The organism is Nocardioides renjunii (genome assembly GCF_034661175.1).
In the GTDB taxonomy this organism is placed as follows: domain Bacteria; phylum Actinomycetota; class Actinomycetes; order Propionibacteriales; family Nocardioidaceae; genus Nocardioides; species Nocardioides renjunii.
Genome location: NZ_CP141058.1, coordinates 4,277,714 through 4,299,601 on the forward strand (window position 1 = coordinate 4,277,714; position 21,888 = coordinate 4,299,601).

The 21,888-nt window shown below is 74.0% G+C and carries 23 protein-coding genes; 8 read left to right on the forward strand and 15 right to left on the reverse strand.

Translation table 11 applies throughout. The annotated features are described in order from the left end of the window. Positions 1-24: 24 nt before the first annotated feature. The 3 genes from SHK17_RS20505 to SHK17_RS20515 are packed head-to-tail and all read left to right on the forward strand — an operon-like array spanning position 25 to position 2,890. A complete protein-coding gene (locus SHK17_RS20505; RefSeq protein WP_322423578.1) occupies positions 25-675 on the forward strand; it encodes a response regulator transcription factor in 651 nt (216 codons plus the stop codon). A gap of 56 nt (positions 676-731) precedes the next feature. Further along, positions 732-2,240, forward strand: coding sequence for an SDR family NAD(P)-dependent oxidoreductase (locus tag SHK17_RS20510; protein WP_322920567.1), 1,509 nt, complete (start codon positions 732-734; stop codon positions 2,238-2,240). A gap of 17 nt (positions 2,241-2,257) precedes the next feature. Continuing rightward, a complete protein-coding gene (locus tag SHK17_RS20515) occupies positions 2,258-2,890 on the forward strand; it encodes a hypothetical protein (protein WP_322423580.1) in 633 nt (210 codons plus the stop codon). Position 2,891: 1 nt separating this feature from the next. On the opposite strand, the gene SHK17_RS20520 is transcribed toward SHK17_RS20515, so the two are convergent. From SHK17_RS20520 to SHK17_RS20560, 9 genes are all read right to left on the reverse strand, one after another. After that, positions 2,892-4,109 (reverse strand): VWA domain-containing protein, encoded by a 1,218-nt coding sequence (locus SHK17_RS20520; RefSeq protein ID WP_322920568.1) that lies wholly within the window; start codon positions 4,107-4,109, stop codon positions 2,892-2,894. Beyond that, the gene (locus SHK17_RS20525; protein WP_322920569.1) at positions 4,093-6,453 is read right to left on the reverse strand and encodes a DUF5682 family protein; all 2,361 of its coding nucleotides are present in this window, start codon (positions 6,451-6,453) and stop codon (positions 4,093-4,095) included. Before SHK17_RS20525 ends, SHK17_RS20520 begins: the two co-directional genes overlap by 17 nt. A 10-nt stretch (positions 6,454-6,463) precedes the next feature. Further along, positions 6,464-7,564 (reverse strand): ATP-binding protein, encoded by a 1,101-nt coding sequence (locus SHK17_RS20530; protein WP_172267977.1) that lies wholly within the window; start codon positions 7,562-7,564, stop codon positions 6,464-6,466. After that, positions 7,561-9,060, reverse strand: a complete 1,500-nt coding sequence (locus tag SHK17_RS20535) for a DUF5691 domain-containing protein (protein WP_322920570.1) — start codon at positions 9,058-9,060, stop codon at positions 7,561-7,563. The genes SHK17_RS20530 and SHK17_RS20535 overlap by 4 nt, the downstream gene beginning before the upstream one ends. Next, complete coding sequence (locus tag SHK17_RS20540) at positions 9,057-10,370, reverse strand: SWIM zinc finger family protein (protein ID WP_322920571.1); 1,314 nt, start codon at positions 10,368-10,370, stop codon at positions 9,057-9,059. The genes SHK17_RS20535 and SHK17_RS20540 overlap by 4 nt, the downstream gene beginning before the upstream one ends. A gap of 76 nt (positions 10,371-10,446) precedes the next feature. Next, positions 10,447-11,736 carry an HNH endonuclease signature motif containing protein gene (locus SHK17_RS20545; protein ID WP_322920572.1) on the reverse strand — a complete coding sequence of 430 codons (1,290 nt, stop codon included), beginning with the start codon at positions 11,734-11,736 and terminating at the stop codon, positions 10,447-10,449. Positions 11,737-11,977: 241 nt separating this feature from the next. Next, positions 11,978-12,499 carry a VanZ family protein gene (locus tag SHK17_RS20550; protein ID WP_322920573.1) on the reverse strand — a complete coding sequence of 174 codons (522 nt, stop codon included), beginning with the start codon at positions 12,497-12,499 and terminating at the stop codon, positions 11,978-11,980. Between the two features lie 130 nt (positions 12,500-12,629). After that, positions 12,630-12,899 carry a hypothetical protein gene (locus tag SHK17_RS20555; protein WP_322920574.1) on the reverse strand — a complete coding sequence of 90 codons (270 nt, stop codon included), beginning with the start codon at positions 12,897-12,899 and terminating at the stop codon, positions 12,630-12,632. A gap of 48 nt (positions 12,900-12,947) precedes the next feature. Continuing rightward, positions 12,948-13,691, reverse strand: coding sequence for a thermonuclease family protein (locus SHK17_RS20560; protein ID WP_322920575.1), 744 nt, complete (start codon positions 13,689-13,691; stop codon positions 12,948-12,950). Positions 13,692-13,810: 119 nt separating this feature from the next. Between SHK17_RS20560 and SHK17_RS20565 the strand changes: the two genes are divergently transcribed. After that, the gene (locus SHK17_RS20565) at positions 13,811-14,086 is read left to right on the forward strand and encodes an excalibur calcium-binding domain-containing protein (RefSeq protein ID WP_172268002.1); all 276 of its coding nucleotides are present in this window, start codon (positions 13,811-13,813) and stop codon (positions 14,084-14,086) included. Between the two features lie 29 nt (positions 14,087-14,115). Here SHK17_RS20565 and SHK17_RS20570 read toward each other — a convergent pair whose 3' ends face one another. Continuing rightward, complete coding sequence (locus SHK17_RS20570; protein WP_172268005.1) at positions 14,116-14,328, reverse strand: hypothetical protein; 213 nt, start codon at positions 14,326-14,328, stop codon at positions 14,116-14,118. Between the two features lie 201 nt (positions 14,329-14,529). On the opposite strand from SHK17_RS20570, the gene SHK17_RS20575 reads away from it, so the two are divergent. Both SHK17_RS20575 and SHK17_RS20580 read left to right on the forward strand, forming a co-directional pair. Next, positions 14,530-14,883 carry a YciI family protein gene (locus SHK17_RS20575; RefSeq protein WP_253943032.1) on the forward strand — a complete coding sequence of 118 codons (354 nt, stop codon included), beginning with the start codon at positions 14,530-14,532 and terminating at the stop codon, positions 14,881-14,883. Between the two features lie 23 nt (positions 14,884-14,906). Then, entirely contained in the window at positions 14,907-16,193 is a 1,287-nt protein-coding gene (locus SHK17_RS20580; protein ID WP_322920576.1) for an RNA polymerase sigma factor, read from the forward strand. A gap of 374 nt (positions 16,194-16,567) precedes the next feature. On the opposite strand, the gene SHK17_RS20585 is transcribed toward SHK17_RS20580, so the two are convergent. The 4 genes from SHK17_RS20585 to SHK17_RS20600 all read right to left on the reverse strand — a co-directional run bounded on the left by SHK17_RS20585 (position 16,568) and on the right by SHK17_RS20600 (position 19,558). Then, positions 16,568-16,993, reverse strand: coding sequence for a VOC family protein (locus tag SHK17_RS20585; protein ID WP_322920577.1), 426 nt, complete (start codon positions 16,991-16,993; stop codon positions 16,568-16,570). Positions 16,994-17,210: 217 nt separating this feature from the next. Next, complete coding sequence (locus SHK17_RS20590) at positions 17,211-17,627, reverse strand: PRC-barrel domain-containing protein (RefSeq protein ID WP_322423591.1); 417 nt, start codon at positions 17,625-17,627, stop codon at positions 17,211-17,213. Between the two features lie 90 nt (positions 17,628-17,717). After that, positions 17,718-18,380 carry an FMN reductase gene (locus SHK17_RS20595; protein ID WP_172268017.1) on the reverse strand — a complete coding sequence of 221 codons (663 nt, stop codon included), beginning with the start codon at positions 18,378-18,380 and terminating at the stop codon, positions 17,718-17,720. Continuing rightward, positions 18,377-19,558, reverse strand: coding sequence for an LLM class flavin-dependent oxidoreductase (locus SHK17_RS20600; RefSeq protein WP_322423592.1), 1,182 nt, complete (start codon positions 19,556-19,558; stop codon positions 18,377-18,379). Before SHK17_RS20600 ends, SHK17_RS20595 begins: the two co-directional genes overlap by 4 nt. Before the next feature lie 158 nt (positions 19,559-19,716). Here SHK17_RS20600 and SHK17_RS20605 point away from each other — a divergent pair, with 158 nt between their 5' ends. Continuing rightward, positions 19,717-20,103 (forward strand): tetratricopeptide repeat protein, encoded by a 387-nt coding sequence (locus SHK17_RS20605; protein ID WP_172268046.1) that lies wholly within the window; start codon positions 19,717-19,719, stop codon positions 20,101-20,103. Positions 20,104-20,105: 2 nt separating this feature from the next. Beyond that, positions 20,106-20,603: a 4'-phosphopantetheinyl transferase family protein gene (locus tag SHK17_RS20610; RefSeq protein WP_172268050.1), complete on the forward strand. Its 498-nt coding sequence runs from the start codon at positions 20,106-20,108 to the stop codon at positions 20,601-20,603. Here SHK17_RS20610 and SHK17_RS20615 read toward each other — a convergent pair. Next, a complete protein-coding gene (locus SHK17_RS20615) occupies positions 20,569-21,888 on the reverse strand; it encodes a M1 family metallopeptidase (RefSeq protein ID WP_322920578.1) in 1,320 nt (439 codons plus the stop codon). The two genes, SHK17_RS20610 and SHK17_RS20615, sit on opposite strands and share 35 nt — an antisense overlap.

Here is a 21,888-nt window from a genome sequence, read left to right on the forward strand (position 1 = left end):
CATAAATGCCAGTACCTTGAGCCCATGGTCATCCGAGTGGCGCTGGTCAACGACGACGAGGTCGTCGTGCGGGGCCTCGATGCCATGATGCGCAGCTATCCCCATCGCGTCGAGATCGTCGAGCTGGTGGCCGGCAGGCAGGTCAGCAGGCCGGTCGACGTCGCCCTCTACGACACCTTCGGCATGGGGCAGGGCAACGGTCCCGCGGTGGCCCGGCTCATCGCGAGCCCGCAGGTCCGCCAGGTCGCGGTCTACACGTGGAACTTCCAGCCGTGGCTGACCCGCGACACCCTCAACCAGGGCGTGCGCGGCTACCTCTCCAAGAGCCTGCCCGCCGCCCGGCTGGTCGACGCGCTCGGTGCGATCGCCTCGGGCCAGGTCGTCGTGTCCCCCGCCCGCAACCGGTCCTCGATCGTCGGCGGCGACTGGCCCGGTCGCGAGGAGGGCCTGACCGCCCGCGAGGCCGAGGTGCTCTCGCTCATCACGATGGGCCTGAGCAACCAGGACATCGCCGAGCGCACGCTGCTCTCGATCAACTCGATCAAGTCCTACATCCGCTCGGCCTACCGCAAGATCGACGTCGACTCGCGCTCCAAGGCCGTGCTCTGGGGCGTCGAGCACGGCATGCGCGCCGACCGGGTGCGCATCCACGGCTCCCCCGCCCGCGAGGGCTGAGCCGCGGCGGCCGCGGCGTTTCCGTCCAGCCCGGCGCCACGCCGTACCCTTCGCCGGTGACTGAGCAGAACGTCGTCGGTGCGCCCGGCATCGACCCCGACGACCTCGCGGCGACGCTGCGGGTGCTGGAGAGCCTCCACCACCTGCCGGGCGACCACCCCGACCACGTCACGGTCAAGCGCGCCGCCTCGCACATGTACAAGTCGATCAAGCTCGAGCGCAAGCACCAGAAGCGGGCCGCCGAGCTCGCCCACGACCGGGCCGTCACCGCACTCACGGCGACCGGCTCACCGGTCCGGATCGACGACGAGACCGCCGGCATCCCGCTCGTCTCCACCGCTCCCGGTGCCTTCGCCGGCGAGCTCCTCAACCCGCGCGGCTGCTACGTCTGCAAGCAGGACTTCACGCTGGTCGACGCGTTCTACCACTGGCTGTGCCCCTCGTGCGCCGCGACGAGCCACGCCAAGCGCGACCAGCGCACCGACCTCACCGGGCGGCGCGCGCTGCTCACCGGCGGCCGCGCCAAGATCGGGATGTACATCGCGCTGCGCCTGCTCCGCGACGGCGCGCACACCACCATCACGACGCGCTTCCCCAGGGACGCGGTGCGCCGGTTCTCCTCGCTGCCGGACGCCGCGGACTGGATCCACCGGCTCAAGGTGGTCGGCATCGACCTGCGCGACCCCACCCAGGTGATCTCGCTGGCCGACGACGTCGCGGCCGCGGGTCCGCTCGACATCCTGGTCAACAACGCCTGCCAGACGGTGCGCCGCACGCCGGGCGCGTACGCCCCCCTCGTGGAGGCCGAGCAGCTCCCGCTGCCGCAGGACTCCGTGCCGGAGCTGGTGACCTTCGACCACGTCTCCGAGGCCCACCCGGCCGCCATCGCCGGGGCGCTGGCGCCCACCCCGGTCGCCCACCACGAGGGCGAGTCGGTCGAGCACGCGACCCAGGTGCACACGGCCGCGACGCTGGCCGCCCTCGCCCTGCGGGCCGGGCACGCCTCGCTCGACGCCCACCTGGCCGGCACGGCCGTGGACGCCGGCGGCCTGCTGCCGGACGTGCAGACCACCAACTCGTGGACCCGGACCGTCGGCGAGGTCGACCCGCTGGAGCTCCTCGAGGTGCAGCTGTGCAACTCGATCGCGCCGTTCCTGCTCGTCTCGCGGCTGCGCCCGGCCCTGGCCGCGGCGGCCGCGACCGCCACGTCGGGCCGCGCGTACGTCGTCAACGTCTCGGCGATGGAGGGTCAGTTCTCCCGCCGCTACAAGGGCGCCGGGCACCCGCACACCAACATGGCCAAGGCCGCGCTCAACATGCTGACCCGCACCTCGTCGGGCGAGATGTTCGAGACCGACCGCATCCTCATGACCGCCGTCGACACCGGCTGGATCACCGACGAGCGCCCGCACCACGAGAAGCTGCGGATCGCCGCCGAGGGCTGGCACGCACCCCTGGACCTGGTCGACGGCGCGGCCCGGGTCTACGACCCGATCGTGCTGGGCGAGGCCGGCACGGACCTCTTCGGCTGCTTCGTGAAGGACTACAAGCCCTCGCCCTGGTGACCTGCCAGACTCGGCGCATGACGTCGCTGGAGACCGCCGAGGAGTTCCACGCCCGGGTGGCCGCCGCCACCGACGACGAGGGCCGCCTGCCCGTGGCCATCGAGCTGATGCCGGGGTGGGACATCTTCCCGTTCGAGCTCGACGGGCTGCGGATCAAGCCGCTCGAGCCGATGGTGGACGCGGAGCCGCCGCGCGTCGGCGACGACCCCGAGCAGTGCCCGTGCCGCGGCCCGCTCGGTCCGGAGCACGCGGCGAAGGTGGCGTGGAGCAACGAGCGCTGGATGCTCGAGCTGCTCGACATGCGCCTCCCGGTCGCCTTCATCCTCAAGCCCCGCGACCACCACGACCTCGCGGACCTACCCGACGACCTCGCCTCGGAGATGGGCCGGCTCATGGTCGCGGTCACCGCCGCCGTCGAGGAGCTGCCCAGCGTGGGGCGGTGCCACGTGGGCCGCTACGGCGACGGTGGGGCCCACCTGCACCCGTTCTTCTTCGGCCGGCCCGCCCGGATGCCGCAGCTGCGCGGGTCGACGCTGCTGGACTGGGAGGAGAACCTGCCGACCGTGCCCGAGGACGTACGCCGCGCCAACGCCGCGCACGTCGGCCACCGCCTGGTGGAGAGGCTCGGGGGCGACGGACCGGGCTGGTGAGTCAAGCCGGGCCGCTCCCGGTGGTCTCGTGCGTGGTGACGATGTCGTTGCTCGCGGCCCACTCGCCGATGTCGCGCCGCTCGATCGCCGCGGCCATCAGCTCGGGGAAGAGGTCCGGCGTGCACGCGAACGACGGCACGCCGACCTCCGCGAGGGCGGCCGCGTGGTCGGCGTCGAAGGACGGCTGGCCGGAGTCGCTCAGCGCCAGCAGCGCGATCATCGTCGCGCCGGAGGCCACCACGGACCGCGCCCGGCCCACCATCTCCTCGGCGATGCCGCCCTCGTAGAGGTCGCTGATGAGGACGAGCACCGTGTCGGCCGGCTGGGTGATCGCACCCTGGCAGTAGGCCAGCGCCCGGTTGATGTCGGTGCCGCCACCGAGCTGCACCCCGAAGAGCACGTCGACCGGGTCGTCGATCTCGTCGGTGAGGTCGACCACCTCGGTGTCGAAGACCACCAGCCGCGTCTCGAGCGAGCGGATGGAGGCCAGCACCGCCCCGAAGACCGAGCTGTAGACGATCGACTCGGCCATCGACCCGGACTGGTCGATGCAGAGGATCACCTGGCGCTCCACCTGCGTCGAGCGGCGGGCGTAGCCCACCAGCCGCTCGGGCACGACGGTGCGGTGCTCGGGGAGGTAGTGCATGAGGTTGGCCGCGACCGTGCGTCGCCAGTCGACGTCGCGCATGCGCGGGCGGCGGGTGCGCGCGGAGCGGTCGAGGGCACCGGAGACGGCCTGGACGGTCCGCTGCCGCAGCCGCTCCTCGAGCTCGTCGGTCACCTGCCGTACGACGGCGCGCGCCGTCTCGCGGGAGTGCTCGGGGATGACGCGGCCCAGCCCGATCAGCGTGCTGACCAGCCCCACGTCAGGCTGGACCGCCCGCATCATCTCCGGCTCGAGCAGCATCTGCCGCAGCCCGAGGCGCTGCATCGCGTCGCCCTGCATCACCTGCACGACCGACGACGGGAAGTAGGTCCGGATGTCGCCGAGCCAGCGCGAGACCCGGGGCGCCGAGCCGCCGAGCCCGCCGCGGCGCTCGCCGTCGTAGAGGGCCTCGAGCGCCTCGTCGCGGCGCTGGTCGTCGGCGGTGAGGCTCACGCCGGCGCCGTCGGCGCCGGTCAGGCCGTCGGCCTCGCCGCCGCCGAGGACCAGGCGCCAGCGGGTGAGCCGGTCGCGCGGCTGTCCCTCAGCGGTCGTCGGGTCAGGCTGCCCCGTCATGGTCGACCTCCTTCCACCCGACCAGCCGGGCCACGGTGCGCAGCGCCGGCATCGCCCGCGCCAGGTCGAGGACATGGTCGTCGGGCCGGCGCTCCGGGCCGCCAATGCCGGCCACCTGCTCGCCGATCGTGCGGCGCTCGGCGCGGCTGAACTGCGAGAAGGTGCGGCGCACCAGCGGCAGCAGGTCCTCGAACGCCGTCTCGTCGAGGCCGCGCACCCAGTCGTCGACCAGCCCGAGCAGGACCGGGTCGTGGACGAGCAGCACCGCGTCGCCGGCGAGGAACCCCGCCAGCCAGGAGGCCGCCTGGGGTGCGGAGGCGGTCAGGGAGAGGCGTCGTCCCATCCGGTGGGCCGCCGCACCGGTGTCGAGGTGGCCGGCGTCGAGGAGGATGCGGGTCGCGCGCCCGGCGACGGCCCCGGCGACGTGGTCGGGCGCGGACACGGACTCGAGGGCGCTGACCCAGGCCGCGTCGAGCTCGGCGTCGGCGAGCAGCGAGAGCCCGCGGTGGGCCGCGGCGATGGCGGTGACCATCTCGTCGGCGGCGTCCTCGTCGAGGCTGGCGCAGGCCATCGGCAGCCCGACGCAGGCGCGCACCGCCGTCGCCGCGAGCACCGCGCGGACGCGGTCGGTGTCGACGCCGCGCACGTCTCCGTAGCGGCACGTCCGCGCCAGCGGCTCGACCGTCGAGAGCAGCGCGGGCACGTCGTGCTGCACGGCGGCCCGCGCGTCGAGCGCGTCGAGGACCGCGTCGACACCGTCGGGCAGGTCCGCGGTCAGGCAGGCGCTGACCAGCGTCGCGAGCTCGGTCAGGTCGGCGGACCGCGCGGCGCGGTCGGCGGCGCGAGCCGCGGCGGCGACCGCCACGGTCGTGCCCCACACGCTGGCCTCGACGAGGTCCACGGCCAGCTCGGGGCGCCACTCGAGGGTCCAGGTCTCCTTGAACGTGCCGGTGGTGCGCCCGCCCTCGGTCGGCTCGCCCCAGCCGATGCCGAGCAGGCTGAGGCGGTGCAGCAGCACCGAGCGGGCCAGCGGCCGCTCCAGCCGGAGGTCGAGCTCGAGCTGCTGGGCCGACGCCGACGGCTTGAGCCGCAGGGACCGCTGCTGCCGGGCGAGGTCGGCGGCGAGCGGCACGACGGGCGCGGACTCGGGCACCGATCCGAGCTCCTGGCCGACCACGAGCCGCTCGTGGACGAGGTCGAGCGGCAGCCGGGACCCCTCGCAGAGCACGGTCTGCGCGGCGTCGTCGAGCTCGCTGAGCCCGACCGAGGGACGCCCGCGCACGGTGGCCAGGGTCTCGGCGAGCCGGGCGGCCTCGACGATCGAGGCCGTCGAGGCGTCCAGCCGCTCCTCGCGCAGCGTGCGGGCGACCCGCACCAGCCATGACGTCGCCAGGTCGCGGGGGTCGGGGTCCGGCTGCGTCATGTGGTCGAAGAGGTGCTGGTACCACCCCGGGGCGCCGACCCCGGCGCCGTAGCCGGAGGCGTAGCTGAGCCGTCCCGCGGTCCAGGGTGTCCACGCCGCCGCCACCTTGGTGCGCGGCAGCCTGGTCACGAGCTCGCGGTCGCGGGACACCGGCGGGAAGTCGTCCGGCACCAGCGCCGGTGCGTGCCAGGCGCCGCACACCACCGCGATCCGCGCCTCGGGCGCGGACTTGATCTCGGCGCGCAGCACCTTGCGCATCCAGGCCTCGCGGCGGGCGTTGGCGTGCACGTCCGGGTCGTCCGCGGGCCGCCGGTCGGCCTCGCGGACCGCCGCCATCGCGTCGCGGATTGCCGCGAAGCGCTCCGCGGGAGAGTCGTGGCGCTGCTCGACCGCGTCCTCCCACCAGCGCTCGGCGTCGTCGTAGCCGGCCGTCGCGGCCAGCGTGCCGATGGGGTCGAGCCGCTCGGGCGGGAGGGGGGCGGTCGACTCCTCCGGGGACTCCTCCGGACCGTCCGCCTCCGAAACGTCCGCCGCTGTGTCGGGAAGGTCGTCCGGCTCCGCAGCGGCGCCGGTCCCGGCTCGCGACTCCCGCTCCTGCGCGGCGAGGGCGAACGCGTGGGTCGCGGGCAGGTCGAGGAAGCGCACCGGCACGCCGCGCGACAGCGCCCACCGGGCGGCGACCCACTCGGGCGAGAAGCGGGCCAGGGGGTAGAACGTCGCCTGCCGCGGCTCGTCGACGGCGTACACGAGGCCGGCGACCGGCGGCACCATGTCGGCCTCCCCGAGAAGGTCGACGATCGCGTCGAGCTCGGGACAGCCCTCGATCAGCACCAGGTCGGGTGGGTGCTGGGTGAGTGCCTCCAGCACGGCGCGGGCCGAGCCCGGGCCGTGGTGGCGTACGCCGTAGACGTCGACGGTCATGCGAGCCGGCTCAGCCCAGGTCCCGGCAGGCGCGGTAGAGGTCGCTCCACTCGCGGCGGTTGCGGACGACCGTCTCGAGGTACTCCTGCCAGACCAGCTGGTCCTGCACGGGGTCCTTGACGACCGCACCGAGGAGGCTGCCCGCGACGTCCTCGGCCCGCACGGTGCCGTCCCCGAAGTGGGCGGCGAGGGCGAGGCCGTTGGTCATCACCGAGATCGCCTCGGCGGTCGACAGGGTGGAGCTCGGCGACTTGATCGTCGTGCGCTGGTCGGTGGTCACGCCGCTGCGGAGCTCGCGCATCACGGTGACGACGCGCTGGATCTCCGAGAGCGAGGCGAGGTCGGCGGGCAGCTCGAGCGAGGCGCCGAGCGCGGTGACCCGCGTGCGGACGATCTCGACCTCCTGCTCGAGGGTGTCGGGCAGGGGCAGGACGACGGTGTTGAAGCGCCGGCGCAGCGCGGACGACAGGTCGTTGACGCCCTTGTCGCGGTTGTTGGCGGTGGCGATGACGTTGAAGCCGGGCCGCGCCTGCACCTCCTCGTCGAGGTCCGGGATCGGCAGTGTCTTCTCCGACAGGATGCTGATGAGGGAGTCCTGGACGTCGGAGGGGATCCGGGTGAGCTCCTCGATGCGGGCGATGGCCCCCGTCTCCATGGCCCGCATGACCGGCCCCGGCACGAGCGCCTCGCGCGAGGGTCCCTCGGCCAGCAGCCGGGCGTAGTTCCAGCCGTAGCGCAGCGCCTCCTCCTGGGTCCCGGCGGTGCCCTGCACGACCAGCGTCGAGCGGCCGCTGATGGCGGCGGCGAGGTGCTCCCCGAGCCAGGACTTGGCGGTGCCCGGGACCCCGAGCAGGAGCAGGGCGCGGTCGGTGGCGAGGGAGGAGATGGCGACCTCGACCAGGCGCCGCTGGCCGAGGTACTTCGGCGTCACCACGGTGCCGTCGGGCAGCGCGCCGCCCAGGACGTACGTCGCCACCGCCCACGGCGACAGGTGCCACGAGGGCGGCCGGGGCCGGTCGTCGACCGCGGCCAGCGCGGCGAGCTCGTCGGCGTACGCGTCCTCGGCGTGCTGGCGCAGCACTCCCGCGGCGGGTGGCTGGCTGGTGGTCATCTGAAGGCCTCCGTGAGGGATGTGCGGAACGCGTGGAGCTGCAGGGTCTCGGTGAGGGCGCGGCGCAGGAACATGGCGTCGGCCGGGGCGCGCTCGAGGGCGACGCGGATCTCGGGCGTCAGCGACGGGGGGAGCGCCGCGGCCAGCAGCGGGGCCGCGGCCTGCTCGAGGAGCGGGTTGCCCCCCTCCCTGCGGAGGCCGGCGAGCACGGCGCGGCCCAGCTCGTCGGGCCAGGGCCGCGGCGCGCCCGTCAGCAGCGTGCGCAGGTCGCGCCCCTTGGGGGGCCGGGTCACCCAGGCGACGAGGAGGTCAGTGCGCTCCTGCTCGGGCAGCAGCCAGACCAGGCGCGGGTCGCTGACGCCGAGTCCGACGCAGGCGACGGCCCACTCCCGGTCGCGGTGCTCGACGACGGCATCGACGAGCCAGCCCCGCACGTCGTCGTCGCGCAGCATCTTCAGGGTCCCGGCCGCGGACCTGCCGGTGATGTCGGTCCACGTGCGGAGCGGCGCGGCCCGGACGACCTGCGCGAGCCAGGTGGTGGGGGCCACGGTCCCGGTCCTCGTCGGGGCGGTCAGGCCGTCGCGGACCCCGACGGCGTCGGGCGCGTCGGGGACGTCGACCTCGAGGTGGCGCACGATGGTGCCCCGGACCCGCACCAGGGAGCGGAGGCGCGCGGCCATCCGTGCGCTCCGGGCGCTGTCGGGCAGCAGCCCCAGCACGGAGGCCGCGACCTCCCGCACGCTGACGGCCCTGTCGTCGAGGCCGCGCTCGAGGAGCGGCTCGTCGGCAGGCGAGATCCCGTGGCGGAAGGAGCGCAGCGCCTCGGCGCGCACCTTGGCCGAGACGCTGTCCCACTGGGCGTCGAGGAGCAGACGCGCCGCGTCGGGGTCGGCGCGGCGGCCGGCGGCGAAGGCGGGGATCGCCTCGGCTGTCGGCAGCGTGGGCCACGCCGCCGTCCAGTCGTCGGCAGGCCCGTCCGCCACCGGTGCGTCCCCGGCCGGGACGACGAGCGACGCCCAGGCCGGGTTGAGGCCGGCCAGCCAGGTGCCGCGGGCACCGAGCGCCGTGGCGAGGGCGAGGGCGACGGGCCGTCGTCCGGCCGCGAGGTCCATGAGGCCGGGCAGCAACCACCACGGTGCCCGCTGCTGCGCCTCGGCGGCCAGCCGCAGCCACTCGAGCACCAGGTCGTCGCGCGCGCTGCCTGACACCGGCGGCTGGGTGAGGAGGAGGTGGAGCAGCTGGGCCGCGGTGTCGCTGCACGCAGGCAGGACCTCGGTCGGCGCGGTGTCGCCGCCGGCCCGGGGCTCGGCCAGAAGGGCGCCGGCCCGGGTGGTCACGTCGACCAGGGCGGCGCTCGCCAGCAGGCGCTCCTCGGCGGGTGAGCCGTCGTCCGGTTCGAGGCCGAGGACGGACGGAGCGACCGGTGGCTCGCGCCGCGCCGTACCGACCAGCGCTGCGGTGCCGACCTCGGTCAGCCACGTCCCGAGGCCGCTCACAGGCCCACCACCCGGTCCTCGAGCCACACCGACAGCGGGCGCAGGACGCCCGACTCGAGCTCGCCGAACACGTCGACCGGCTCGCCGCCGCTGAGCGCCAGCAGCATCCACACGGGCGCGCCCGCCGCGAGCGGCACCGATCCCGACGCGTCGCTCGCGTGCCACTCGCTGCCCTCGCCGCCCTCGCCGCCTCCTCCCACGATGCGCACGCCGGCGAGCGGCGCGGGGTGACGGTCGCGCCACGGCGCCCGCGCCAGCGCAGCCGCGGCTGCGGCGTGCACCTCGGCGAGGGACGTACGCCCGGGCAGCGCCGTCACCGGCTCGGCGCCCGCGGGCGGGTCGCGGAACATCGCACGACGGGGGTCGGACCCGGGGTAGCGCGACACCACGACGTCGAGGCGGGCGCCGCTGAGCTGCGGCACCGCCAGCGCCTGGCCGTAGCCCGCGAAGTCCAGCACGACGACGACCTCGCCGTCGTCGTGCGCCAGCCAGGTGCGCTGCTGCTGGAGGCGGCCGTCGTCGGAGCGGTGGGCGCCGAGCACGGTCCACGGCCCCGGCCGGGCGTCGCCGTCGCGGACCTCCTCGCTCGACTGCGCCCAGCCGACGGCGACCCGGACGTCGGCCAGCTCGTCGGCGTCGAGCCGGTCCCGGCCCTGCCACGCGCAGGTGATCGTCCACCACCGACCCACCTCGGCGAGCAGGTGGTGCGCCCAGTCGGGTCGCGCGTGGACGAGCGAACCGGCCTCGCGCACGCGCTCCGCCAGGGCCGGCACCTGGGCGTCGACCAGGCGCGCGGCCGCGTCGTCCCAGAACGAGTACGGCTGAGCCCGCGCCGCGGCGAGCCCGCTGCGGACCAGGTCGGTGAGCCACAGCCGGAAGTCCTCGATGCCGGCGTCCATCCGGGCCAGCCGCTGCTCGAGCCGCTTCGCCCGGGCGGCCGGGTCCGCCGGCTTGTCCGCCGCGGGCGCGGGTGCGCCTGCCCGCGCGGCGCGCTGCCCGGCCCACTCCTCGGCGAAGGCGGCGACCTGCCCGGAGTCGTCCATCCGCCCCTCGGACCACAGCATCAGCAGGGCGAGGGCGTGCTTGCAGGGGAACTTCCGGCTCGGGCAGGAGCAGCGGTAGGCAGGCCCGGTGAGGTCGACGCTCACCTGGTAGGGCGTCTTGCCGCTGCCCTGGCACTGGCCCCAGACGAGCACGTCGTTGCAGCCGGTCTCGCGCCACGGTCCCGGCACCGCCAGCTTGCGCCCGGCCGCCAGCGAGGCGGCGTCGGGCGCGACCTCGGTCACCTGGCTGGCGGTCCATCGGCTCATGGCGCTGCCATCCAACCACCCGGTGCTGACAGGCGAGGGGCGTTTGGGTGCGGCGGCTCTCCGCCGGCCGTGGGCCCTATCTGCGTGGGTGGAAGCGGAGGTCTCCGTTGGGGAGGCGGTCGGGGCGGTGTGCGGTGTGGTGGGCTCGGTGGTGGTGGTGTGAGCAGAGGAGCACGCCGTTGGTGAGGTCGGTGGGTCCGCCGGTGTGCCAGGGGTGGAGGTGGTGGGCCTCGCACCAGGTGCCGGGGATGCCGCAGCCCTCGGCGCGACACGTGCGGTCGCGGACCAGCATCGCCTTGCGTTGGGCCGGGGTGAACAGGCGGCGGGTGCGGCCGAGGTCGAGGGGAAGGCTGTCGCCGCCGAGGACCGCGGGGAGGATCCGCGCGGTGCAGGCCAGGCGTCGGGCTTCGGCGGCGGTGATGCGGTCGCCGGTGAGGTCGTCGCCGGGCACCAGACCGGCGCCTGTGAGGTCCGCGGTCCACAGGTCACTGCGCAGGGCGGCGAAGGGGATGGTGACGACCACGGTGGTGGCGTCGCCGCCGTGGACCGGGAGGCGGGTGGGGTCGATCGCCTCGAGGAGCTGGCACAGCGCGTGGCCGAGCCTCTTCGGGTAGGCGGTGCGGGTGAGCGGGTCACCGCTGGGCGTGTCCCCGTCGGCTTGGTGGAGGCGGGGGTTGGTGAACGCTTCGAGGTAGGTGGCGAGCCGGGTGCCGACGGCGTCGGGCACGCGTCCGGTGATGCGGGTGGTGCCGTCCCCGACCCGGCGCAGGGTGAGGCGGGTCTGGTCGGTGGCGTGGGCCTCGAGAGCGGCGAGGCGGGCGGCTTCGGCGGCGTCGGCGATGTCGGGGGCGACGACGTCGAGGATGCGGCGTCCGATCCGGCCCAGCTCCTTGGGTCCGAACGTGGCGGCCTGCTGCACGAGGTGTTGCTCAGCACGGTCCACGGCCTCGGCGTCGACGCTGGCGGGTAGGGCGTCCAGGGTCTGCAAGGCGCGGTGGATGACGTGCGATTGAGCGAGCGTCGCGGCGCCGTCGCGCATCGCGGCCGCGAGGACCGGACGCTCCCGCTCCAGCGCGGTGGCGAGGGCCAGGTCGGCGCGGGCGTCGGCGTACCGCGTCCGCGTGACCTGCGCCAGCCACCCCGCTGCGTCCCTCGCAGCGGTGGCGTCAGCGAGGTCGCCGGCGTCGGCCAGGATCCGCAGCCGCAGCTCCGCCAGCTGCGCCTCCGCAGCGACCAGCTCGGTCAACGCCGTCGCCTTGTCGGCCGTGGTCATGAACGTCGGGTTCGTGTCCGCCACCGACTTCAGCACCGACCGAACGTCGGTGGCAGCGGCCACGATCGGGTGCGTGGTGCTGGGGTGAGTCACCGTGGGGCTCCTTCCGACGACGGTCCACGCCACGCGGCATGCGTGACGGACAACGGTCGTCGCTCCTGGAGGCCCGGCTTGGCGGACTATTACTCACCCTCGCAACTCGTCCACATCAGAACCGGGAAGGCGCACCCCTCGAGAGCTGGTGGCCCGGAGCCTCGCGGACGTACCACCCAGCGTACGCCCTCTGAGTTGTATTCGCAAGGGTGTTCGAACGCCGGGAGTCGGCCGGCGCGCCTCACGCCTGTGCGTCCACCGTCGCTCGGTCAGAGGACTCGCCACTGCGGTCGACGTACGAGCGGAGCCACAGCGCCGCCACGGCCAGGCCCGCCCCCAGAGCAGCGCCGAGCGTGTTGGAGAGCCAGTCGTTGGTCGAGCAGGACCGACCGAGGCCGGTCAGGAACGCCTGGGCGAGCTCGATCAACGCGGACACCGCGCTCGCCCCGACGAGCACGGCGATCGGGCGTCTCAGCGCCACCCCGAGGAGAAGGGCCGGCGGGACGAAGAGCACGAGGTTGGCCATCGGCTCCACCGCTCCGAGGCTCGGCATGGCCCACTCCACGGCGCAGCCGACCGCGAGGTCACGACTCGTCGGCATCAGCGTCAGCGCAGCAACGGGCACCAGGCTCAGCAGCGCCGCCGCTCCTGCCAGACGGGGCCGGTCCGTCAGCCAGTAGCCCACCGCGGGACCCAGCACGACCAGCAGCACGAGCGCGGTCGTCGTCAGCCATCGGTGCTCGACGAGGACGGTGGTGATCACCCGGACATCATCTCGGCCGGCGTGGGTGCCGGCCTCGTCCGCGAGTACCGACGTGCCGTCCTCGGGTGCCGAGCCAGCCTGCGCTGCTGGCAAAGCTGGGGCAGGCGCGACAGTCGACCCTCACCCACGATCACTCCGGAGCGGGTTCTGCCTTCCCGACCTGCCTGCGGTCCGCTGCCACGCGCACGAGGAAGATGCACGCGACGAGCCAGAAGGCGCCGTCCACCTGAACGAGCAGCAGCGACAGTGCAGACAGGCCGAACACCAGGTCGAAGACCTGCCACGCCAGCTCGACCCTGCTCCGCCCGCCCGGGGTGCGCCTCCCGACGACCAGCATCATCAGCGAGATGGCCACGAACAGCGCGATCAGCGCCGCAGCCAGCCACTCGAGTGCGTTCACGGCCCCCATTCTGCACGGCCGAACCGCCGGGGCGGCGAGCACGGCCCCCTACCGCCAGCAGGTCCCCCACGACCCCCGGTGGTGGGTGCGGGCGCTGCGCTCGACCCGCTCGTAGCCGGCGGTGCGGCGGAACGGCGTGCGGTCGTAGACGTACACCTTCGCCTGCCCGAGGTTGACCTGCGCGCGACCGACGTCCTTGCCGCGTCGCTCGACGTAGCGCAGCAGGCGGCCGTAGCGGTCGCGGTCGTCCTGGCTCGGGTCGCTCAGCAGCGTGACGGTGGAGCCGACCGGCGCGAGCTCGCGCATCCGCTGGCTGGCCCTCCGGCCGCCGCACTGCGCTCCGCCGTACACCTCCGGGGTGTCGATGCCGATGATCCGGACGTCGCGGATGCCGATGCCGCGGACGCGCACCTCGAGGGTGTCGCCGTCGGTGACCTTGACGACGTTGCCGACGTTGCGGCGTACGACGTCGGTGCCGGACTGGGCGCCGGAGTGGGAGCCCGACTGCGAGCCCGACTGGGAGCTCTGCGTGCTGCCCGGGCCGACCAGCGGCTGCGGCGCCGTGGTGCCGCAGGGGCACGGGTTGGACTCGCAGGCCCGCCCGTCGTCGTCGCTCCCGTCGAGGCCGTGCGGGTCACCCGGTCCCGAGGCCAGCATGAACGCCTGGGCCGCCGCCTGGGTGGCGAAGTCACCGCAGTCGCGGTCGACGATCGCGTGCGCGGGGGCGGCGAGCGTCGTGAGGCCGATGGCGGCCAGGAGGAGCGAGAGGGCGCGGGCGACGTGCTGGATCATGGTGGAACCCCGTGGTGGTGGTGACGCTGACCGGGCCACGATTTCACCGATCCGTGCAGCTCGTGCGCGATTCGGGGCTTTCCCTGCGCGGGCCGGCGGGCGCGACATACGGTCCCGGCATGACCAGGACCTTCCGCGGAGCGCTCGCCGCTCTCGCCCTCGCCGCTCCCCTGCTGACCATGACCCCCGCCGAGGCGGCCGCCCCCGTCTTCCGCTCCTGCGACGCCCTCACCGCCAAGTGGCCCAACGGCGTGGCCAAGGGTCCCGCGGCTGCCGCCAAGGCGGTCCGCGACGGCTACTCCCGCCCGGCCACCACCAAGCTCGCCGTCCAGGTCTACTGGCAGAACGACGGCATGCTCGACCGCGACAAGGACGGCACCGCCTGCGAGAACTGACCACGAGGCGTGGTCGACGCGCGACGGACCTAGCGCTGCAGCTCGGCGATCCGCGCCCTCAGGTCACCCTCGGCCTGGCGCCAGAGGGTGGCCGAGTGGGCGTGCAGGTGGTGCACGCCGGTGCCCGGGCGGGCACGGTCGCGACGGGCCTCCTGCGACTCGGCGCGGGCCGCGAAGTCGTCCGCGGCGCACACGAGCGCGCTGAGGACCGATCCCCGCTCGTCGACACGCACCGCCGTCATGTCCAGATGTTGCCTCCGCGACCGCGGCAGGTGCAGCCTGCGGCGGAGATGTGACCAATTTTCGGCGTACGACCGGCCGGGCCGAAAAAAGTTCGCGCGACGATGTCGAGGAACCCGGCAGCCGATCGACGTACGGGCGAGAACCAACCACGCCAACCAGCAGGAGTGATCGACATGCCGCGTTTCATGGGATTCGTCAGGATGGAAGAGGGCATCGGGATGCCCCCGCAGTCGCTGTTCGACGCGATGGACGTCTACATCGGCGAGCGTGCCGCCAACGGCACCTTCGTCGACGGTGGCGGCCTCTACGGCACCGAGGACGCCGTGAACTTCGTCGTCCGCCAGGGCGAGGTCACCCGCGTCGACGGACCGTACGCCGAGGGCAAGGAGGTCGTCGGCGGCTGGTCGCTCCTGCAGTACGACAGCCTCGAGGAGGCGGTCGCCGACCAGCGTGAGTTCGCCGAGCTGCACGCCAAGCACTGGCCGGAGGCGACCGTGGTGGCGACGATGCGCCAGATCTCCGAGGCCCCGGACATGGAGACGCCGAGCGCCTGAGCACGGCTCACTACGCTGGCCACGTGCCGGCAGATTCCCGTGCGGACGACCCGGTCGAGGCCGTCCACGCCGCGTGGCGGGCCGAGGGGGCCCGCCTCGTCGGCGCCCTCACGCGGATGACCCGCGACGTCGAGCTCGCGGCCGACCTGGCGCAGGACGCCCTGGTCGCCGCGCTCGAGCGGTGGCCCACGACCGGCGTCCCCGAGAACCCCGCCGCGTGGTTGATGACGACGGCGAAGCGTCGCGGCGTCGACCACTTCCGGCGCGCCGACAACCTCCGCCGCAAGGTGGCGGAGATCGAGGGCTCGAGCCGCGGAGAGGAGGCGCAGGTGCCGGACCTCGACGGACAGGTCGACCACATCGAGGACGACGTCCTGCGCCTCGTCTTCCTGTCGTGCCACCCGAGCCTGACGCCCGAGTCGCGGGCCGCGCTGACGCTGCGGCTCGTCGGCGGTCTGACCACGGCCGAGATCGCCCGCGGCTTCCTCACCACCGAGTCCACCATGGGCCAGCGGATCTCGCGGGCCAAGAAGACGCTCACGGCGGCCCGCGCGGAGCTGGAGCTGCCCACCGGCGCGGAGCGGACCGCACGCCTGGACGACGTGATGGCCGTCATCTACCTCATCTTCAACGAGGGCTACACCGCCACCGCGGGCGAGGACTGGATGCGTCCCGACCTGGCCGCCGATGCGACGCGCCTGGCCCGCATGCTCGCCGCGCTCGCACCCGACGAGCCCGAGGTGCTCGGTCTCCAGGCCCTGCTCGAGCTGCAGGGATCCCGGACCGCGGCCCGGGTCGACGCGCACGGCGCACCCGTCCTCCTCGACGACCAGGACCGCTCCCGCTGGGACCGGCTGATGATCCGCCGCGGCCTCGCCGCCCTGCACCGCGCCGAGGTCCTCGCGGCGACCGGGATCCCGGTGGGCAGGTACTTCCTCCAGGCCTCGATCGCCGCGGAGCACGCCCGCGCACCCCGCGCCGAGGACACGAGCTGGCCCCGCATCGCAGGTCTGTACGACGTCCTCGCCGGCGCCGCGCCCGGGCCGGTCGTCGAGGTGAACCGGGCGGTCGCCCACGGGCGGGCCTTCGGACCCGACGCCGGGCTCGCCGTGCTCGCCCGTGTCGACGCCGCTGCCCTGGGCGACTCGCCCCTCGTGCCGAGCGTGCTCGGCGACCTGCTCGAGCGCGACGGGCAGCACCACGCGGCGAGCGAGGCGTTCGCCGACGCCGCCGCCCGCGCCCGCAACGAGGGCGAGCGGGGTCTCCTGCTCCGGCGGGCGGAGGAGAACCGGGCGGCCGCGGCCGGGTGAGTGACCGCACGAGGCGGGCGCGCCAGCATGCCCCGGAAGGCCCGCGGACCCCGCCGCCATGGTGGCGGCACACCGCAGGTCATAGGCCTGTCGGGGGGCAATCTGCCGCCACCCCCACCGACCCCGCCCCACGTGGCGGCACATCGCAGTTCGTAGGCCTGTCGGGGGGCAATCTGCCGCCACCCCCACCGACCCCGCCCCAAGTGGCGGCACATCGCAGTTCGTGGGCCTGCCGGGGGGCAATCTGCCGCCACCCCCACCGACCCCGCCCCAAGTGGCGGCACATCGCAGTTCATAGGCCTGCCGGGGGGCAATCTGCCGCCACCCCCACCGCTTGCGCCGGCACCAAGAACCGGGGCGCCCGCGGCTCAGCCTCAGCCCGCAGCGGCCCCCGCCACGTTGACCATCCAGCTGACCCCGAAGCGGTCCACCAGCATCCCGAACTCGTCGCCCCACGGCGCGGCCTCGAGCGGCTGGCGCACCTCGCCGCCCTCCGACAGCGCGGCGAACCAGCCGCGGAGCTCCTCGGCGTCCTCAGGACCGCCGGACAGGCTCACCGACATGCTGTCGCCGAAGGTGACCTGCACCATCTCGGGCGGGGCGTCGGCGCCCATGAGCACGAGGCCGGCCGGCGTCTCTAGCTGACCGTGCATCACCTGCTCGGCCAGCGGGCCCTCGGTGCCCATGTCGCCGAACGTCATCACGCTGAGCTCACCGCCCAGCACCGACTGGTAGAGCTCCATCGCCTCCCGCGCCCGGCCGTCGGGGAAGCTGAGGTAGGGGTTCAGGGTGATCGTCATGGGTCGCTCCTCGGGCGCGGGGACGGGTCGGTCCCAACCTAGGAGCAGCGCGACGGGTCGCGGAAGGACCCGGATGGGGACGAGGGGCCCGGACGAGGGAGTCCGGATCAGCGGCCCAGGTTGAGCAGCACGGTGAGCAGCACCGACAGCACCACCGAGACCAGGATCATCATCAGGCAGCCGATCCCACCGCCGAGCGGGCGGATCCGCACGGGGCTCATCGCTCGCCCACGTTCCCGCCGGCTCCCTCGCCGGTCGACCAGGAGCCTCCGGGAAGGTCCTCGCGGTTCTCGTGGCCGGTGCGCTGCGTGTAGTGCTCGGCATGGAGGCCGCGGGCCTGCTGGTCCCAGGTGTCCTCGTCGTAGTCGGGCGCTTCCTTGACCTGGTCCTTGCTGACGTTGACGATGATCCGCTGCCCCTCGTGGTCCATCCCGACGACGGTCCCGGCGGGGATCACCCGCTTCTTGCCGAAGATCCAGAAGCCGGTGTCGACGACCAGCCACGCCCCGTCGGTGTCGGCCGTGGCCTGGTCGACCTTGCCCAGCGAGCCGTCCTCGCCCTCGACGTCGTAGCCCACCAGGTCGTGGTCCTCGGCCCACTCGCTGTCGCGGTAGCTCCAGACGATGTCGCTCATGGTCTCCTCCAGGGTTGGCGGTGCGGGACCTGTCGACGCAACCACGCCGTCACGCCCGCCCGCCACCCGCCTCGGGGTGGTGAGGGGCGGTCAGTCGGTGCCGGAGTGACCCCGCAGCAGGTCGCCGAAGGGCGTCACCTCGACCTCGACCTGCGTGCCGGACGTACGCCGCGGGCGCGCGGCCAGGTCGGGTGCGAACCCGCCCACGCCGTAGCCGCCCTGGCTCAGCACCGCGGCGGCCAGCTCGGCCGCGGCCCGGGTGATCCGGTCGGAGAGCCCGTGGCTGCCGAAGTCCTCGGTCGCCGCGAAGACCCCGGTGGGGACGACGACCGCGCGGAGGTAGGCGAAGAGCGGGCGCATCGCGTGGTCGAGGACCAGCTGGTGCCGCGCGGTGCCGGCGGTCGCCGCGATCAGCACCGGCGTACCGGTCAGCGAGTCCGGGTCGAGGGCGTCGAAGAACATCTTGAACAGCCCGCTGTAGCTGCTGTTGAACACCGGCGTCACGGCGATGAGGCCGTCGGCCGCGGCGACCTGCTCGCGCAGCTCGGTCAGCCGCGGCGTCGGGATGCCGCCGGTGACCATGAACGTGGCCAGCTCGCCGGCGACCTCCCGGAGCTCGACGAAGTCGACCTCGACCGACTCGCCGCGGGCGGTCACCTGGGTCGAGGTGGCCTCGGCCAGCTGGTCGGCGAGGAGCCGGGTCGACGACGGGACGGTCAGCCCCGCCGTCACGACCACGATGCGACGGGTCATGCCGAGACCTCGGCGGCCTGGGAGGAGGCCTGCGAGGCACCCTGGGCCGCCTGGGCCGCCTCGACCAGCGCGCGGGCCGGCTCGACGAGGTGGTGCGGGGCGTCCGGACCGGCGGCCACGAGCGAGGCGTGGGTCGGCGGGTCGCTCGGCACGTGGGCCGGGCGGCGGCGCTCGAACTCCGCGCGCAGGACCGGCACGACCTCGGTGCCGAGCATCTCGACCTGCTCGAGCACGAGCGAGGTGGGCAGGCCGGCGTGGTCGACGAGGAACATCTGGCGCTGGTAGTCACCGACGTAGTCGGCGAACCCGAGCGTGCGCTCGATGACCTGCTCCGGCGTGCCGACGGTCAGCGGCGTCATCTTCGTGAAGTCCTCCAGCGACGGGCCGTGGCCGTATACCGGGGCGTTGTCGAAGTAGGGGCGGAAGACCCGCTTGGCCTCCGCCTCGCTGCCGGCCATGAACACCTGGCCCCCGAGCCCGACGTAGGCCTGGTCGGCGGCGCCGTGCCCGTAGTGCTCGAACCGGCGACGGTAGAGCTTCACCATCTGCTCGGTGTGCTCCTTGTTCCAGAAGATGTGGTTGTGGAAGAACCCGTCGCCGTAGTAGGCGGCCTGCTCGGCGATCTCGGTGCTGCGGATCGAGCCGTGCCACACGAAGGGCGGCGTGCCGTCGAGCGGCGCCGGCGTGGAGGTGTAGCCCTGCAGCGGGGTGCGGAACTGGCCCTGCCAGTTGACGACCGGCTCACGCCACAGCGTGCGGAGGAGGTGGTAGTTCTCCACCGCGAGCTTGATCCCGTCGCGGATGTCCTTGCCGAACCAGGGGTACACCGGGCCGGTGTTGCCGCGGCCCATCATCAGGTCCACGCGACCGCCGGAGAGGTGCTGGAGGAAGGCGTAGTCCTCCGCGATCTTCACCGGGTCGTTGGTGGTGATGAGCGTCGTGCTGGTCGAGAGCAGCAGCTTCTCGGTCTTCGCCGCGATGTAGCCGAGGTGGGTCGTGGGCGAGGACACCACGAACGGCGGGTTGTGGTGCTCGCCGGTGGCGAAGACGTCGAGGCCGACCTCCTCGGCCTTCAGCGCGAGCGCCGTCACCGAGGCGATCCGCTCGCCCTCGGAGGGGGTGCGTCCGTCGGTCGGGTCGGGGGTGACGTCGCCGACGCTGAAGATGCCGAACTGCATGGTTCCTCCGGTGCTAGTTGAAGTTTGTATCACCTTCAACGGGGCTGGTGCCCCCAGTATTCCGCGGAATCGCCGGGCGACGTACGGCGTTGGGCCGTCGTCCGGGCGCACGCTCGGAAGAACACCACCTTCGGCACAGCTTCCTGAGAGGAGCGACGATGACCGACTTCACCCCCTTCGAGGACCTGCTGCGCGGACACGCGGGCCTGCTCGAGGACTCCACCCACGACCGGTGGGTCCGGGCGCAGGCGCTGTTCGAGGAGCGCGCCTACCGCGAGGCCGCCGTCCTGCTCACCGAGCTGCTCGACGACCCCGGCGACGTGGTGCACGAGCTCACCGACGTACGTCTGCTGCTCGCGCGCTCGCTCTTCCACTCCGCCCAGCTGGACGGGACCATCCGGGTCGCGACCGAGCTGCTCGAGCACGACCCCAACGAGCCCTACGCCCACCTGCTGCTCGGCCGGTCCCTGCAGCGCAAGGGCCGCCGCGAGGAGGCCCAGCCGCACCTGCGCCTCGCCGAGCTGCTGGGCGGCTACCGCACCTGACGATGTACGACGTCCGCTGGCACGCCGCCGGCACCGGCGCGGCCCGGGCGCTCGAGGTGCACGCCGCCGACCACCTCGGGGTGCCCGCCCGGGCCGTGACCAGCGGGCGCCTGTGCCCGCGGTGCGGGTCGTCGGCCCACGGGCGTCCCTGGCTGCGCGCGGGTGGCGCGGCGCTCCACGTGTCGCTCTCCCGGTCGGGCCCGCATCTGGTCACCGCGGTCGCCGACGGCCCCGTCGGCGTCGACGTGGAGTCCGTGGCGGCCGTGGCGCGCGGGTGGGACGCCGCGCTGGTGCTGTCCGCCGGCGAGACCGCCGACGACGACCTCGCCCGGGCGCGCGCCTGGAGCCGCAAGGAGGCGGTGCTCAAGCGGCGCGGCACCGGCCTGGCCACGCCGATGACCGAGGTGTCGCTCGACCGGGAGCAGTGGCACGACCTCGCCGCGCCGGCGGGCCACGTCGCCGCCGTCAGCTGGGCAGGTCCGGCAGCGCCGGCTCCCTGAGCCACGCGTCGAAGAGGTCGGTGCGCTCCTCGCCGGTGACGGCCGCGACCACCGCCTCGAAGTCGGCCGTCGTCACGCTCGCACCGGTGTGGTCGGCCACCCAGGTGCGCAGGACCTCGAAGAAGTCGTCGTCGCCCACCACCGAGCGCAGCGCGTGCAGCGTGAGGGCTCCGCGCTTGTAGACGCGGTCGTCGAACATCAGCTCCGGTCCGGGGTCGGCCAGCAGGAGGTCCTGGTCGAGCCCGGCCAGCCGCTCGTGGTGGTGGTGCGCCCAGTCGTCGGCGGAGCGGTCCCCGGCCTCCTCCGACCACAGCCACTCGGCGTAGCAGGCGAAGCCCTCGTGGAGCCAGATGTCCTTCCACTCCGTCAGCGTCACGGCGTTGCCGAACCACTGGTGGGCCAGCTCGTGCGCGACCAGGCGCACGGCGTCCCAGTCCTCGGAGGCGAAGTTGCGGCCGAACGTCGACAGCGACTGCGACTCCAGCGGGATCTCGAGGTCGTCGTCGGTCACCACGCAGGTGTAGGTGCCGAACGGGTAGGCGCCGAACCGGTCCTCGAAGAACCTCATCATCGCCGGCTGCTGCGCGAAGGAGGCGTCGTACGCCGGGCCGGTGAGGTCGCCCGGCGCCACCACCACGACCCGCTCCGCCAGCTCGCGCACCGTGTAGCGGCCGATCTGGCACGTGGCGAGGTAGGGCGCCATCGGCGTGGTCATCTCGTAGGTCCACTCGACGCCCGACCCGCGCCGGCGGCGTCCGGCGAGCTCGCCCGACATCGCGACGTGGTAGTCCTGCGGGGCCAGCACGGTGGCGCTCCAGGTGGCCTTGTCGCTCGGGCGGTCGTTGCAGGGGAACCAGGTGGGGGCGCCGTGCGGCTGGGCGGCGACGATGACGCCGTCGGCGAGCTCCTCCCACCCGGCGGTGCCGAGGTGGCGGGCCCGCAGCGGCCGCGGGCTGCCGCCGTAGGCGACGCGGACCTCGAACTCCTCCCCCGCCGCGGCGACGACCGGGACGGCGAGCCGGTCGCGCTTGTGGGTGAAGCGGACCTGGACGCCCCCGACCCACACCTTGGCGACCCGCAGGTGGGCCAGGTCGAGCTCGATCGAGCTGACGTCCTCGTGGGCGACGCAGGTGAGCCGGGCGTCACCGTCGAGGCGGTTGCCCACGACCTTGTAGGCCAGGCCCAGCGAGTAGTGGCGCACGCCGTAGGAGGCGTCGCCGTGGCCGGGCAGGTAGGGGTCCGTCGTGGGCTGCGGCATGGTCGCCGCAGGATAGTCGTCGCTCAC